Genomic DNA, 13,891 nt, shown 5'->3' on the forward strand with positions numbered 1-13,891 from the left:
CGGGGTACTCCCCTCCCGCTGCTTCTCGCCGCCCGTACGGCGGGCTTCTCGCCCCCCGTACGGCGCCTTCCGGCGCGGCCTAAGGCATCCGCGGGGGTGACCGCGGCCCTTGTGCGGCGGCGTGGGCAGCCGCCTAAGGCACCGGCCCGTCAGAGATGCGGAACTCGCCCGATGCGGCGGCACCCCCTGGGGGACGAAAGTGGAGGCACGGCAGACGAACTGCCGCCACCGAGGCCCAACGGGCCCTCGTCACCAAGGGGGAATCGCATGTTCACGCTGGAGTTCCAGAAGATCAGGCAGGCCGAAATGATCCGCCGCGCCGACAACGAGCGGCTCATCCGGGCAGCACGTCGCGCCGACCGGGCCGCCCGCAGCTCGGCACGTAAGGAGCGCGAGAGGACGGTGAGCGCGGACAGGGAACGGGAACGGTTCGCGCACGCCGCGTAAGGGCCGAAAGACGATGCCTGTCCAGCTTCCCGGCTCCGAGCTGTCGGACCCGTATGCGATGCTCGGCTCCGTGGAGACCAGGTCAGTCAGTCCGGTGTTCGTCGGCCGCGCAGGTGAACTCACCTCGCTCACCGACGCGCTCGCCCGTGCCACCGCCGAAGGAGCCGGCCCGGCCGGCTGCGCCTGCGGAGAGCCGCAGGCGCTGCTCGTCGGTGGGGAGGCGGGTGTCGGCAAGACCCGCCTGGTCGAGGAGTTCCTCGCGGTGGCGGCCCGCCGCGGGGCCGTCGTCGCCGTGGGCGGCTGCGTGGAGATCGGCGCGGACGGCCTGCCGTACGCCCCCTTCTCCGCGGCCCTGCGCGCCCTGCGCCGCACCCTCCCCGACGAGATGGCCGCGGCCTGCGCCGGGCAGGAGGGCGAACTGGCCCGGCTGCTTCCCGAACTCGGTGAGCCGGGCCGGGACTCGGCCGACGAGCACGGCACCGCCCGGCTCTTCGAGCTCACCGGCAGGCTGCTGGAGCGCATCTCGGGGGAACGCGCGGTCGTCCTCGTCCTGGAGGACCTGCACTGGTCCGACGCCTCCACCCGGCACCTCCTCGGCTACCTGTTCCGTACGCTGCGCACCGGCCGCCTCGTCGTGGTCGGCACCTACCGGTCCGACGACATCCACCGCCGCCACCCGCTGCGCCCGCTCCTGGCCGAACTGGACCGGCTCCGGACCGTCCGCCGCATCGAACTCGCCCGCTTCAACCGGGCCGAGGTCCGCCGTCAGCTCGCCGGCATCCTCGCGGACACTCCCGAACCGGCGCTGGTGGACGAGATATTCGAGCGCTCCGACGGCAACGCCTTCTTCGTCGAGGAGCTCGCCTGCAGCCTGGAGTGCGGCGACGGGGCCGGGGTCCCCGACTCACTGCGCGACCTCCTCCTCGTCAGGGTCGAAACACTCAGCGACGACGCCCAGCGGGTCGCCCGGGTGGTGGCCGAAGGCGGCTCCGCGGTCGAGTACGAACTGCTGGCCGCCGTCGCCGGCCTCGCCGAGGACGACCTCATCGAAGCGCTGCGGGGAGCGGTCGGCGCCAATCTGCTGCTCACCACTCCGGAGGGCAACGGCTACCGCTTCCGGCACTCGCTGGTCCGCGAGGCCGTCAGCGACGACCTGCTGCCGGGCGAACGCTCCCGCCTCAACCGCCGTTACGCCGAGGCCCTGGAGGCCGACCCCACCCTCGTCCGCGACGGGGAGCGCGCCACCCGGCTGGCCAGCTACTGGTACGGCGCGCACGATGCCGCAAAGGCCCTGCCCGCCGTACTGAAGGCCTCGGTCGAAGCACGCCACCGCAACGCCTTCTCCGAGCAACTGCGGCTCCTGGAGCGGGCGATGGAGCTGTGGGACGACGCTCCCGAAGCGATACGCGGCACTCTGCGCCCCATCGACTACGCCGAGGTCTACCCGGCCTGCGGCCGCGACAGCGCCAACCCCCTCAGCTACCTCGACCTGATGGCCGAGGCCACCGTCGCCGCCCGCTTCGGCAACGATCGCGAACGGGCCCTCGCCATCTGCAAGAAGGCCCTGCGCATCCTGGAGAGCGAGGACGACGCGCTGCGGGCCGCCTGGTTCTGGGTCCAGCGCTCCCATCTGATCCAGGACCTCACCCGGGGCGACGGCTGGGACGAGCTGGCCACCGCCGAGGAGCTGGTCCGGGGACTGCCCCCCTCGGCCGTCCACGCGGAGGTGCTGATGAGCGTGGCCGGCTGGGGCGCCCTGCACCGCCCCGGTGCCCAGACCCTCGCCGCCGCCGACCGGGCCGTGGAGTACGCCCGGCTGGTCGGCGACGAGTACATCGAGCTGCACGCACGCCTCACCCGGGGCTGGCTGACCGCCGATGCCGGAGACATCGACGACGGCATCGCCGAGATGTACGCCGTCCGCGACCGGGCCGACGAGCTGTGCCTCATCGGCGTCATGGGCCGGGCCGGCATCAATCTCCCCTCCACCCTCGAAGCCATGGGCCGTTCCCTGGAAGCCGTGGCCGCCGCCGATCACGGGATCGAGATCTGCCACAGCCACGGCATCGCCGACACGGAGGCCTGGGTCCGCACCAACCAGGCGATGTCCCTGTTCTCGCTCGGCCACTGGGACGAGGCCCTGGCCACCACCGAGGCCGCTGCCCGCACGGCGCTGTCCCGCAAGCCCCAGGGCCTGGTCGCCGCCCGCCGCACCGAAGTGGCGCTGGCGCGCGGAGACTTCGCCGAGGCCGAACGGCAACTCGCGCTGAACAAGCGGAGCTTCGGCTCCCGCGACCCGCAGCCCCAGTACGTCATCAACGCCGTGCGCCACACCGTCACCCTCGCCGTCCAGCAGGGCCGCTTCTCCGAGGCCCGGACGGCGTTCGAGGCCCAGGCGGAGGTCGGCTTCCCGACCGGCACCCAGCGCTACGCCCTGCCTCTGCTGCACGTCGTCGCGGCGGCCGAGGCCGACGCCCGCGGTCTGCCCGCCACCGAGCCGGGCCGGCCGGCGAATCTCGCCCTGATCCGTGCGCACCTCAAGCGGCTGCCGATGGTCGTCCCCGTATGGGCTGCCTACGGTCTGCTCGTCGATGCCGAGCTGGCTCGTGCCGAAGGCCTCGACACCCCTGATCACTGGTCCCGCGCGGCACAGGCCTTCACCCCGCTGCACCGGCCGTACGAACTGGCCCAGATCCGCCACCGCTGGGCCGAGGCCCTGCTCGTGGCCTCCGGCGACCGGCCCACGGCCACCGCCCTGCTGCGCGAGGCGCACGGCACCGCCCTGCGTCTCGGCGCCCGCCCGCTGGCCGAGACCATCGAGCTGCTGGCCGGCCGCGCCCGCATCACCCTCACCGCCCCCGACGCGCCCCACGGTCCCGGCGCGGGCTCGGGCCTGAGTGACGAGATCCTGGTGGCCGTCACCGTCCCGGACAGCGACAGCGCCACCGCCGAGCAGACCGGGCGGGACCACTCCGACGAGCAGCTCCGGGCCACGGCTGCCGCCGCTGTGGAGTCCTTCGGGCTGACCCGGCGCGAACAGGACGTGCACCGGCTCGTCGCCGACGGCCACACCAACCGCAAGATCGCCGAGGAGCTCTACATCTCGCCCAAGACCGCGAGCGTGCACGTCTCCAACATCCTGGCCAAGCTCGGGGTGGCGAGCCGGGGCGAGGCCGCCGCGCTCGCCCACCGGCTGCGTCTCTACCGCACGCCGACAGGTTCCTAGGGTCTGTCGTTTCGATCCGGGCCCCCGGCGTCCGCACCGCCGATGTCCCCGTCCCCGGCGTCCCCGTCCTCGGCGTCCCCGTCTTCGGGGTCTTCGTCTCCGGCGTCCGGCCGGCGGACCACCACCTTGCCCGAGGTGAGGTCTATCGGGCCGCGCGCCGGGTCGCCGATGCCGAGATCCACCCGGCTCAGCTCCAGCCTCCGCTGTTCCTCGGCAGCGTGCTTGCGGCCCGGTGCGAAGAGTTCCTCGAAGAAGTTGAACACGGGCCGCGCACCCTTCCGCCTGCTGTAGCCGCTACCGCACCTCAAGCACCAGGATCTTGTCGTCTCCCGGCTTCGGGGTGCCACGGGTGTCCGTCTCGCTCGTGACGAGATAGAGCTTGTTGCCTCCGGCCGCGAGCACGGTGCGCAGGCGGCCGTACTTCCCCTTCAGGAACGACTGCGGGGCCGCCAGAGGTTCCTTGTCCGCCGTACCGGACAGCGGAATCCGCCAGAGCCGCTCACCGCGCAGACCGGCCATCCAGATGGAACCCTTGGCGAAAGCGATGCCGCTCGGTGACGCCTCGGACGTCTTCCACTGTGCCACGGGATCACGGAACCCCGCCTTGCCCGCCTTGCCCTCGACGTCCGGCCAGCCGTAGTTTCCACCCGGCACGATCAGGTTCAGCTCGTCCCAGGTGTCCTGGCCGAATTCCGACGCCCACAGCCGCTTGTGGTTGTCCCAGGCGAGCCCCTGCACATTGCGGTGACCGTACGAATACACCACGGAGTCGGCCTGTGGATTGCCGTGCAGCGGCTCGCCGTCCGGCGTCATCCGCAGGATCTTGCCGGCCAGCGACTTCTTGTCCTGCGCGAAGCCGTGATCCCCCGTCTCGCCCGTCCCCGCGTACAGCATGTGGTCCGGGCCGAAGGCGATGCGCCCGCCGTTGTGGATGGAGCCCTTCGGGATGCCGCGCAGAATCGTGTCGGGAGCGCCCAGCATCCGGCCGGGTGCCGTGCCCTTCTCGTCGTAGAGCATGCGCGCGATGCGGTTGTCCGAGGCGGTGGTGAAGTACGCGTACACCAGATGGTCCGTGCCGAAGGTGGGGGAGACGGCGATCCCCAGCAGCCCGCCCTCCCCGGCGGGAGCCACTCCGGGCACGGCGCCCAGCAGCGTCTTCTTCCCGCTCTTCGCGTCGACCCTGGTGATCGTCCCCTTGTCGCGCGAGGAGACCAGCAGGTCACCGTCCGGCAGGGCCGCGAGGCCCCACGGCGAGTCCAGCCCCTCCGTGAGGGTCGACACCACCTTCACCGAGCCCTTCGCGGGCGGCAGCTCGGCCGCGGGGCGCGAGGCGGACGGGGAGGCCGCCGGGCTCGACGTGGCCGTCGAGGACCCGGCCGGTGATCTCGCTCCCTGGCCCACGGTGCTCTCCGCCCCCTCCTGCGAGGAGCACCCCGCGGCGAGCAGCAGGGCGCCGACCGCCAGCACGGCCACCGCGCCGCGCCGCACTCCCGCCCCCGGCTGCCGCCGCGCAACGCGACCACTCCCGTGACACGTCATGTGACGCCCCACCGGGTCCTGCCCAGATCCGAACACCGCACTGATCCCTTCGACGGCCGCCTGTCTACTGTTCTTACACCGCCGCCCGACGCGAGGTTCCCGATGACAGCCGACTTTTTCGATCAGGGGCCGGCGATACGGGTCAGCGATGCGGGTCAGCGGTGAGCGGCCGGCGGCCGGCCGTCCCCGGTCCGCCCGCCGGCCCCGCCCCGCCCCGCCCACCGCCCGTGCTCAGTCCCACGACTCCCGCGCCGGCGGCAGCCGGTCGATCTCCGTCAGGTCCTGCGCCGTCAGTGTCAGACCGGCCGCCCCCGCGTTCTCCACCGCCCAGCGCTCCCGCTTGGTCCCGGGCACCGGAACCACCTGCGGCCCCTGCCGCAGCACCCAGGCCAGCGCCACCTGCGCGGGCGTCGCCCCGTGCCGTTCGGCGACCCGGCGCAGCCCCACCACCACCGGCTGGTTCGCCGCCATCATCTCGGCGGTGAACCGCGGATGCCTGGCCCGCAGATCCTCCGGCTCGAAGCCCTGCCCCGGAGTGAGCGTCCCCGTCAGATAGCCGTTGCCCAGCGGCATCGCCGCCAGGAACCCCACACCCCGCGCCGCACACCACGGAAGCAGCGATTCCAGCGCCTGGGGCGACCACACCGAGAGCTCCGCCTGCACGGCGCTCACGGGAAACACCTGCTGCACCCGTTCCAGTTGCCGGATCGTTCCGTCATGCAGCCGCGCACCCGGCCGGCGCGAGGCCCGCGCCCCGATCGCACAGAGCCCGAGCGCGCGCACCTTCCCCGCGGCCACCAGCTCCGCCATCGCGCCCCAGGTCTCCTCGACAGGCACCTCGGGATCGGCCCGGTGCAGTTGGTACAGATCGATCACATCGGTCTGCAGCCGTCGCAGCGAGGCGTCGCACGCCCGCCGCACGTAGCCGGGACGGCCATTGGCCACGATGTGCTGATCGCCCACCAGCAGCCCGCACTTGGTGGAGACGAAGGCCTCCGAACGGCGCCCCTTCAACGCCCGCCCCAGCAGCAGTTCGTTGGTGAACGGGCCGTACATGTCCGCCGTGTCGAGCAATTGGACGCCCGCGTCGAGCGCCGCGTGCACCGCGCGCAAGGCATCGTCGCCACGCTGCTGCGAGGCGCCGTACGCCCAGCTCATCGGCATGCAGCCGAGACCGACCGCGCCCACGGCGAGCGCCGCCGCGCCGAGACTCCTGCGCTCCAATTCCCCGAACCCTCCCTCGGCCCCGCCGGCACGGGATCACTCCGGACCCACAAACTAACCTCTGCTCCCCGCGCGCCTTCGCATAGCCTCCTGACCATGACTTCCACCACGAATTCCACCGCGGCCCCCGAGGTGTGGCTGCCGATTCCGGCCGACGGTATCGACGGACTCCCCGAGGGTCTCAACTACCGATTCTGGGACGGCGGGCAGGACTACCCGGCCGACCCCGCGGACTGTGCCTTCTATGTCGTTCCGTACATGAAGGGACCGGAGGTCGCGATCCGTCCGCTCGCCGGGATGAGCGCGGTGCGGGTCGTGCAGACCCTCTCGGCGGGCATCGACCACGTCGAGCCCGGTCTCGGCCTGCTGCCCGCCGGTGTGCGGCTGTGCAACGCCAAGGGGGTCCACGAGGCGTCCACCGCCGAGCTGACCCTCGCCCTGATCCTCGCCTCCCTGCGCGGCCTCCCCGGCTTCGTGCGCGGCCAGGACAACGAGGAGTGGCTGTCCGGGTTCTACCCGGCGCTCGCCGACAAGTCCGTGCTGATCGTCGGGTACGGATCGATCGGCTCCGCCATAGAGGACCGGCTCGCGCCCTTCGAGTGCGCGCGGGTGGCGCGCGTCGCACGCTCTGCGCGGACAACCGCACGCGGTCCCGTACATACGCTCGACGACCTGCCCGCACTGTTGCCCGAAGCCGACATCGTGATTCTGTCCACCCCGCTGAACCCCTCCACACAAGGGCTGGTGGGCGCGGACTTCCTCGCGGCGATGCCGGACGGGGCGCTGCTGGTGAATGTCGCCCGTGGCGGTGTCGTCGACACCAAGGCCCTGTTGTCCGAACTCGAGTCCGGCCGGCTGCACGCCGCACTCGACGTCACCGACCCGGAACCACTCCCTTCCGGCCATCCCCTCTGGCATGCTCCGAACGTCCTGATCACTCCGCATGTGGGCGGCAGCACTTCGGCGTTCCTGCCGCGCGCCAAGCGTCTGATCGCCGGACAGCTCAGCCGCTTCGCCGCGGGGGAACCGGTCCACAACGTCGTGCGTACCACCGGCTGAACACGCTGCGAGCACGTTCTGAAGCGCTCGGTGCCGACAAGTCCCCAGGTCGTCACGGAGAGTAGAGGAACTATGTCCCTCTGTGACGAGTCTGGTGTATCGTCCCGAAAGGGAGGCTGCGCCGTGGAAGGGACGGCGTCGGGGAGGAAGCCACACGCGAGGGGGCGACGGGCGATGTACGGCCGATGGGCGAACGATCCGAAACGGCGGGGCGGCCGAAGGCGGTCGACGATGCGTCCGGTGCGCCGGCGCCGCGGCCGTGCGGAGACCTCGGGGGCACCCCGGTGAGCGCGCCGTCGAGCACCCGCGGAGCGCTCCTGACCAGACAACCGGCTGTCGGGAGGACGCCCGCGCTGCTCCCGCAGCTCCTCCTCGGCCTCGCCTGCGCCGGATACGCGGTGGGTGCGGGCGTCGGCTGGGGCTCGGCGCAGCTGGCGCTCTTCATGGGCGACTTCGGCCTCAGTACCGCCGCCCTGGCCGCCGCCGTTTCCTGCTTCCTCTTCGCCCGCGCGGCGGACAACCGGTTCCGGCCGGCCTGGCTGCTGTTCTCGCTCTCCTCGCTCATGGCGGCCGGGGGCAACGCGGTCTGGGGCTGGTACGAGTTCGTGCGCGGGCTCCCGGTGCCCAGCCCCTCCCTCGCCGACCTCTTCTACCTCTGCTTCGCGCCGCCCGCGATCGTCGGGCTGCTCGTCCTCGCCAGGCGCCCCGTCACCCGGGCCGGCTGGGTCTGCCTGGCACTCGACTCCTGGCTGATCGGCGGATCGCTGCTCACGCTCTCCTGGAGCCTCGCCCTCGCCCATACGGCACATCTGGCGGACGTCGAAGGCGCCAGCGTGGCGCAGGCGGCGCTCTCGCTGGCCTACCCGCTGCTCGACATCGTGCTGGTCTCCATGGTGCTCGCGCTGCACTTCCGGCGGTCCAGCGTCAACCGCGCCGCGGTCAACACCGCCATCGCCGCCCTCGCCCTGACCGTCCTGTGCGATGCCCTGTTCACCTCGCCGCTGCTGCGCCAGACGTACCATTCCGGCCAGTTGCTCGACGCGGGCTGGTTCGCCGGTTCGCTGCTCCTCGCTTACGCCCCCTGGGGGGCCGGCCGCGAGGAGGGCGACGCTGTCCAGCAGCGGCCCGCGCCACGTACCACCAGCCGCCCCATCGCCGGTTCGCTGGCCGCGCTGACGCCGTATCTCGCCGCCGCCGTCTGCACCTTGGGCATCCTCTACAACGTGATCGAGGGCCGCCGGGTGGACCGTGTCGTGGTCTTCACCGGATGCGCGGTGGTGCTCGCGCTGGTCGTCCGGCAGGGCATCATGCTCGTCGACAACATCGCACTCACCCAGGAACTGGCCCAGAAGGAGAACCACTTCCGCTCCCTGGTGCAGGGCTCCAGCGATGTCATCATGATCGCCGCCCCGACCGGCATACTCCGCTACGTGAGCCCCGCCGCCTCCGGTGTCTACGGGCGCGAGGCGGACGACCTCATCGGCGCGGAGCTCGCCTCGATCATCCACCCCGACGACCTGGGCGGGGTGGTGCACGAGGTGCGCCGCTTCCTCGCCGCTCCGCCGGCCGACGAACCCACCACCCGTATCGAGTGCCGCTTCAGGTCCGGCAGCGGCGAATGGCTGAACGTCGAGTCCACCGTCAACCGCCACCAGGGCGGGCTGATCCTCAACAGCCGCGACGTCACCGAACGGGTCCGGCTGCAGGCCCAGTTGCAGCACAACGCGGAGCACGACCCGCTCACCGACCTGCCCAACCGCGCACTGTTCACCGACCGCGTCCGCCAGACCCTCAGCGGCCGCCGGGCCGGTGACGCGGGCACCGCCGTGCTCTTCATCGACCTGGACGGCTTCAAGGCCGCCAACGACCGGCTCGGCCACCAGGCGGGCGACGAGCTCCTCATCCAGGCCGCCCGCCGCCTCCAGGACTCCGTACGGGCCGGGGACACCGCCGCCCGGCTCGGCGGTGACGAGTTCGCCGCCCTCATCGTCGGAGACGGCAGCCGCGAGCAGACCGCCCGCGAGTACCAGGTCCACGAGATCGCCGACCGGCTGCGCCTCACCCTCTCCCAGCCCTACCGGATCGGCGCCGGCGAGGTCCGGGTCACCGCCTCCATCGGGGTCGCCTTCGCCGAGCCCGCCATCACCCCCAACGACCTCATGCGCAACGCGGACCTCGCCATGTACCGCGCCAAGGCGGGCGGCAAGGACCGCGTCGAGCTGTACGCCCCGCAGATGCAGGCCGAGGTGGTACGCCGCTCCGAGCTCGCGGCCCGGCTGCGCACCGCCCTGCGCGACGGCGAGTTCGCGCTGCTCCACCAGCCCGTGGTGCATCTGACCAGCGGTACGGTCGCCGCCGTCGCGGCACAGGCCCGCTGGCGCTCCGCCCAGGGCATCCTGTTCACCCCCGCCGAGTTCCTCCGCGTCGCCGAGGACAGCGACCGCACCGCCGAGCTGGGCCGCTGGCTCCTCGAAGAGGCCGTCGAGCAGGCCGCCGACCGGGCCAGGGCCGGACACCAGGTCTCCGTCGCCGTCCGGCTCTCCGCCCGCCGGCTGCTCGACAAGGGGATGCCGTTCGGCTCCGTCGAGGCGCTGCTCACCCGCTACGGGCTGCCGTCGGGGGCACTGATGATCGAGGTCTCCGACAGCGACCCGAGGGTCTCCTTCGACGAACTCGAACAGCGGCTGGTGGCTCTGCGCCGGCTCGGCGTGCGCATCGCGCTCGACGGCTTCGGCAGCGGCTACGCCGCGATCAACGCCCTGCGCCGGCTCCCCATCGACGTACTGAAACTGGACCGCGGTCTGGTCGAGGGTGTCGTCGAGTCCGCCCGGCTGCACAAGATCACCAGCGGGCTGCTGCGGATCGCGTGCGACCTCGGCATGCAGTCCGTGGCCGACGGCGTCGACGTACCGGAACAGGTCCTCGCCCTGCGCGCCATGGGCTGCACGCACGGGCAGGGCATGGCCTTCTCCGGGCCGTTGGACGAGTACCGGCTGCGCCGCGCCCTGGTCCGCGGCGAGTTCCCGGTGCCCGGCAGCCCGGCCGCTCAGCCGGTCCTGGCGGGCGGCTCGATCCCGCTCCTCACCGGCTCACATACTGAGACGCCCATCCCACCCACTTGACACGTCGAGTGCCTCGGAGAGAGGGTCAATGCCATGCGCACCCGAATTCTCGTACTTGGAAAGCGCGTCGGCTGAAGCAGAGTCCCTCGATGACACTCTGCAGACCGCACCGGCGCGCTCCCCTCGCTTGCCTCACGGCACGAGGGGTTTTTTGTTGCACCGGTACTACGCAAAACGTCGTAAAACACTCGCAAAAACCCTCAGCTTCGAGAAGAGAATGCCGATGACCGAGCAGGCCACCGGGGCCCACCATCCCCAGCCGCGCGCCCGTAACGGCGGATCGTCGTCCGCCACCGTTGAGCACCTCACGGGCGCGCAGTCCCTCATCCGTTCTCTCGAGGAAGTCGGGGCCGACACCGTATTCGGACTCCCCGGCGGCTGCATCCTGCCGGCGTACGACCCGCTGATGGACTCCACCCGAGTCCGCCACATCCTGGTCCGCCACGAGCAGGGCGCGGGTCACGCGGCCACCGGCTACGCACAGGCCACCGGCAAGGTCGGTGTCTGCATGGTCACCTCCGGGCCGGGCGCCACCAACCTGGTCACCCCGATCGCCGACGCGGCCATGGACTCCGTGCCCATGGTCGCGATCACCGGCCAGGTGGCCTCGGCCGCCATCGGTACGGACGCCTTCCAGGAAGCCGACATCTGCGGTATCACGATGCCGATCACCAAGCACAACTTCCTGGTCACCCGCGCCGAGGACATCGCGCACACGATCGCGGAGGCCTTCCACATCGCCTCCACCGGCCGTCCGGGCCCCGTCCTCGTCGACATCGCCAAGGACGCCCTCCAGACGAAGACCGCCTTCAGCTGGCCGCCGGTGATGGACCTGCCCGGCTACCGTCCGGTCACCAAGCCGCACGCCAAGCAGATCCGCGAGGCCGCCAAGCTCATCACCCAGGCCAAGCGCCCGGTGCTGTACGTGGGCGGCGGCGTCATGAAGGCCGGAGCCACCGCCGAACTGAAGGTTCTGGCCGAGCTCACCGGAGCGCCCGTCACCACCACGCTGATGGCGCTCGGCTCGTTCCCCGACAGCCACCCGCTGCACGTGGGAATGCCCGGCATGCACGGTGCGGTCACCGCCGTCACCGCGCTGCAGAAGGCCGACCTGATCGTCGCGCTCGGCGCCCGGTTCGACGACCGGGTCACCGGCAAGCTGGACAGCTTCGCCCCGTACGCCAAGATCGTGCACGCCGACATCGACCCGGCGGAGATCGGCAAGAACCGCGACGCCGACGTGCCGATCGTCGGGGACGCCCGCGAGGTCATCGCCGACCTCGTCCAGGCAGTCCAGGCCGAGCACACCGAGGGCCACACCGGCGACTACACCGCCTGGTGGAAGGACCTCAACCGCTGGCGCGAGACCTACCCGGTCGGCTACGACCTGCCGGAGGACGGCAGCCTCTCGCCGCAGCAGGTCATCCAGCGGATCGGCCAACTCGCCCCCGAGGGAACCGTCTTCGCGGCGGGCGTCGGCCAGCACCAGATGTGGGCCTCGCACTTCATCCAGTACGAGCAGCCCGCCACCTGGCTGAACTCCGGCGGCGCCGGGACGATGGGGTACGCGGTGCCGGCGGCGATGGGTGCCAAGGCCGGGATGCCGGACCGTACGGTCTGGGCGATCGACGGTGACGGCTGCTTCCAGATGACCAATCAGGAGCTCACCACCTGCGCGCTCAACAACATCCCGATCAAGGTCGCGATCATCAACAACGGCGCGCTCGGGATGGTCCGCCAGTGGCAGACCCTCTTCTACAACCAGCGGTACTCCAACACCGTGCTGCACTCCGGCGCCGACACGGACGGCGTCCCGGCGAAGGGCACCCGGGTGCCCGACTTCGTCAAGCTGTCCGAGGCCATGGGCTGTTACGCGATCCGCTGCGAGGACCCGGCCGACCTGGACAAGGTCATCGCCGAGGCCAACGCGATCAACGACCGCCCGGTCGTCATCGACTTCATCGTCCACGAGGACGCCATGGTGTGGCCGATGGTCGCCGCCGGCACCTCCAACGACGAGGTCATGGCAGCCCGCGGTGTCCGCCCCGACTTCGGCGACAACGAAGAAGACTGAGAGACAGAGAGAGACAGACCTCCATGTCCACCAAGCACACGCTCTCCGTCCTGGTCGAGAACAAGCCCGGTGTCCTCGCCCGGATCACCGCCCTGTTCTCCCGCCGCGGCTTCAACATCGACTCGCTCGCGGTCGGAACCACCGAACATCCCGACATCTCCCGCATCACCATTGTGGTCAATGTCGAGGGCCTGCCCCTGGAGCAGGTGACCAAGCAGCTCAACAAGCTGGTCAACGTCCTGAAGATCGTCGAACTCGAGCCCGCCGCTGCGATCCAGCGAGAGCTCGTCCTGGTGAAGGTCCGCGCCGACAGCGAGACCCGTTCCCAGATCGTCGAGATCGTCCAGCTGTTCCGCGCCAAGACCGTGGACGTCTCCCCGGAGGCCGTCACGATCGAGGCGACCGGCGGCGCCGACAAGCTGGAGGCGATGCTCAAGATGCTGGAGCAGTACGGCATCAAGGAGCTCGTCCAGTCCGGCACCATCGCCATAGGACGTGGCGCGCGCTCGATCACCGACCGGTCACTGCGCGCCCTCGACCGCACGGCGTAGCCGCCGCCTCGCCGCTCGTATGGCGAGACCCGAAAACGTAACTGACGCACCCCGCCGTACGGTGGGACGCAACACCTGCACACCAAGGAGAAGACCCAGTGGCCGAGCTGTTCTACGACGACGATGCCGACCTGTCCATCATCCAGGGCCGCAAGGTCGCGGTCCTTGGTTACGGCAGCCAGGGCCACGCCCACGCGCTGTCGCTGCGCGACTCGGGTGTCGACGTCCGTGTCGGTCTGCACGAGGGTTCGAAGTCCAGGGCGAAGGCCGAGGAGCAGGGCCTGCGTGTGGTCACTCCGGCCGAGGCGTCCGCCGAGGCCGACGTCATCATGATCCTGGTTCCGGACCCGATCCAGGCCCAGGTCTACGAGGAGTCCGTCAAGGACAACCTCAAGGACGGCGACGCGCTGTTCTTCGGCCACGGCCTGAACATCCGCTTCGACTTCATCAAGCCGCCGGCCAATGTCGACGTCTGCATGGTCGCCCCGAAGGGCCCGGGTCACCTGGTCCGGCGTCAGTACGAGGAGGGCCGCGGCGTTCCGTGCATCGTGGCCGTCGAGCAGGACGCCACGGGCAAGGGCCTGGAGCTGGCGCTGTCGTACGCCAAGGGCATCGGCGGCACGCGGGCGGGCGTCATCAAGACGACGTT

General features: G+C 71.1%; 10 protein-coding genes. 7 read left to right on the plus strand and 3 right to left on the minus strand.

Annotation, left to right across the window (positions count from 1 at the left end; translation table 11 throughout):
* Positions 1–267 precede the first annotated feature (267 nt).
* Together ACZ6S6_RS16925 and ACZ6S6_RS16930 are read left to right on the plus strand one after the other, a co-directional pair.
* Positions 268–447 (plus strand): hypothetical protein, encoded by a 180-nt coding sequence (locus tag ACZ6S6_RS16925; protein ID WP_362962848.1) that lies wholly within the window; start codon positions 268–270, stop codon positions 445–447.
* Between the two features lie 58 nt (positions 448–505).
* Complete coding sequence (locus tag ACZ6S6_RS16930) at positions 506–3,673, plus strand: helix-turn-helix transcriptional regulator (protein WP_469706100.1); 3,168 nt, start codon at positions 506–508, stop codon at positions 3,671–3,673.
* Here ACZ6S6_RS16930 and ACZ6S6_RS16935 read toward each other — a convergent pair.
* From ACZ6S6_RS16935 to ACZ6S6_RS16945, 3 genes are all read right to left on the minus strand, one after another.
* Entirely contained in the window at positions 3,670–3,936 is a 267-nt protein-coding gene (locus ACZ6S6_RS16935; protein ID WP_469706086.1) for a DUF6191 domain-containing protein, read from the minus strand. The genes ACZ6S6_RS16930 and ACZ6S6_RS16935 overlap by 4 nt on opposite strands.
* Before the next feature lie 31 nt (positions 3,937–3,967).
* Positions 3,968–5,146 (minus strand): PQQ-dependent sugar dehydrogenase, encoded by a 1,179-nt coding sequence (locus tag ACZ6S6_RS16940; protein ID WP_469706101.1) that lies wholly within the window; start codon positions 5,144–5,146, stop codon positions 3,968–3,970.
* A 297-nt stretch (positions 5,147–5,443) separates the two neighbouring features.
* On the minus strand, positions 5,444–6,400 hold the full coding sequence (locus ACZ6S6_RS16945; RefSeq protein WP_362962962.1) for an aldo/keto reductase: 957 nt from the start codon (positions 6,398–6,400) through the stop codon (positions 5,444–5,446).
* Positions 6,401–6,532: 132 nt separating this feature from the next.
* Between ACZ6S6_RS16945 and ACZ6S6_RS16950 the strand changes: the two genes are divergently transcribed.
* The 5 genes from ACZ6S6_RS16950 to ilvC form a co-directional block, all read left to right on the plus strand.
* A complete protein-coding gene (locus ACZ6S6_RS16950; RefSeq protein WP_469706087.1) occupies positions 6,533–7,495 on the plus strand; it encodes a 2-hydroxyacid dehydrogenase in 963 nt (320 codons plus the stop codon).
* Between the two features lie 284 nt (positions 7,496–7,779).
* Positions 7,780–10,617, plus strand: coding sequence for an EAL domain-containing protein (locus tag ACZ6S6_RS16955; RefSeq protein WP_362962842.1), 2,838 nt, complete (start codon positions 7,780–7,782; stop codon positions 10,615–10,617).
* Positions 10,618–10,834: 217 nt separating this feature from the next.
* The gene (locus ACZ6S6_RS16960) at positions 10,835–12,691 is read left to right on the plus strand and encodes an acetolactate synthase large subunit (protein ID WP_469706088.1); all 1,857 of its coding nucleotides are present in this window, start codon (positions 10,835–10,837) and stop codon (positions 12,689–12,691) included.
* A gap of 23 nt (positions 12,692–12,714) precedes the next feature.
* A complete protein-coding gene (gene ilvN / locus ACZ6S6_RS16965) occupies positions 12,715–13,242 on the plus strand; it encodes an acetolactate synthase small subunit (protein WP_073738667.1) in 528 nt (175 codons plus the stop codon).
* 98 nt (positions 13,243–13,340) lie between these two features.
* The coding region (ilvC, locus tag ACZ6S6_RS16970) for a ketol-acid reductoisomerase (protein ID WP_469706089.1) at positions 13,341–13,891 on the plus strand (551 nt) is incomplete at its 3' end.

Source organism: Streptomyces sp. NPDC048671, assembly GCF_055587045.1.

Bases quoted from the DNA above. Each gene is read 5' to 3' on its own strand.
- ACZ6S6_RS16925 (WP_362962848.1), top strand. From the start codon at position 268: ATGTTCACGCTGGAGTTCCAGAAGATCAGGCAGGCCGAAATGATCCGC.
- ACZ6S6_RS16930 (WP_469706100.1), top strand. From the start codon at position 506: ATGCTCGGCTCCGTGGAGACCAGGTCAGTCAGTCCGGTGTTCGTCGGC.
- ACZ6S6_RS16950 (WP_469706087.1), top strand. From the start codon at position 6,533: ATGACTTCCACCACGAATTCCACCGCGGCCCCCGAGGTGTGGCTGCCG.
- ACZ6S6_RS16960 (WP_469706088.1), top strand. From the start codon at position 10,835: ATGCCGATGACCGAGCAGGCCACCGGGGCCCACCATCCCCAGCCGCGC.
- ilvN (WP_073738667.1), top strand. From the start codon at position 12,715: ATGTCCACCAAGCACACGCTCTCCGTCCTGGTCGAGAACAAGCCCGGT.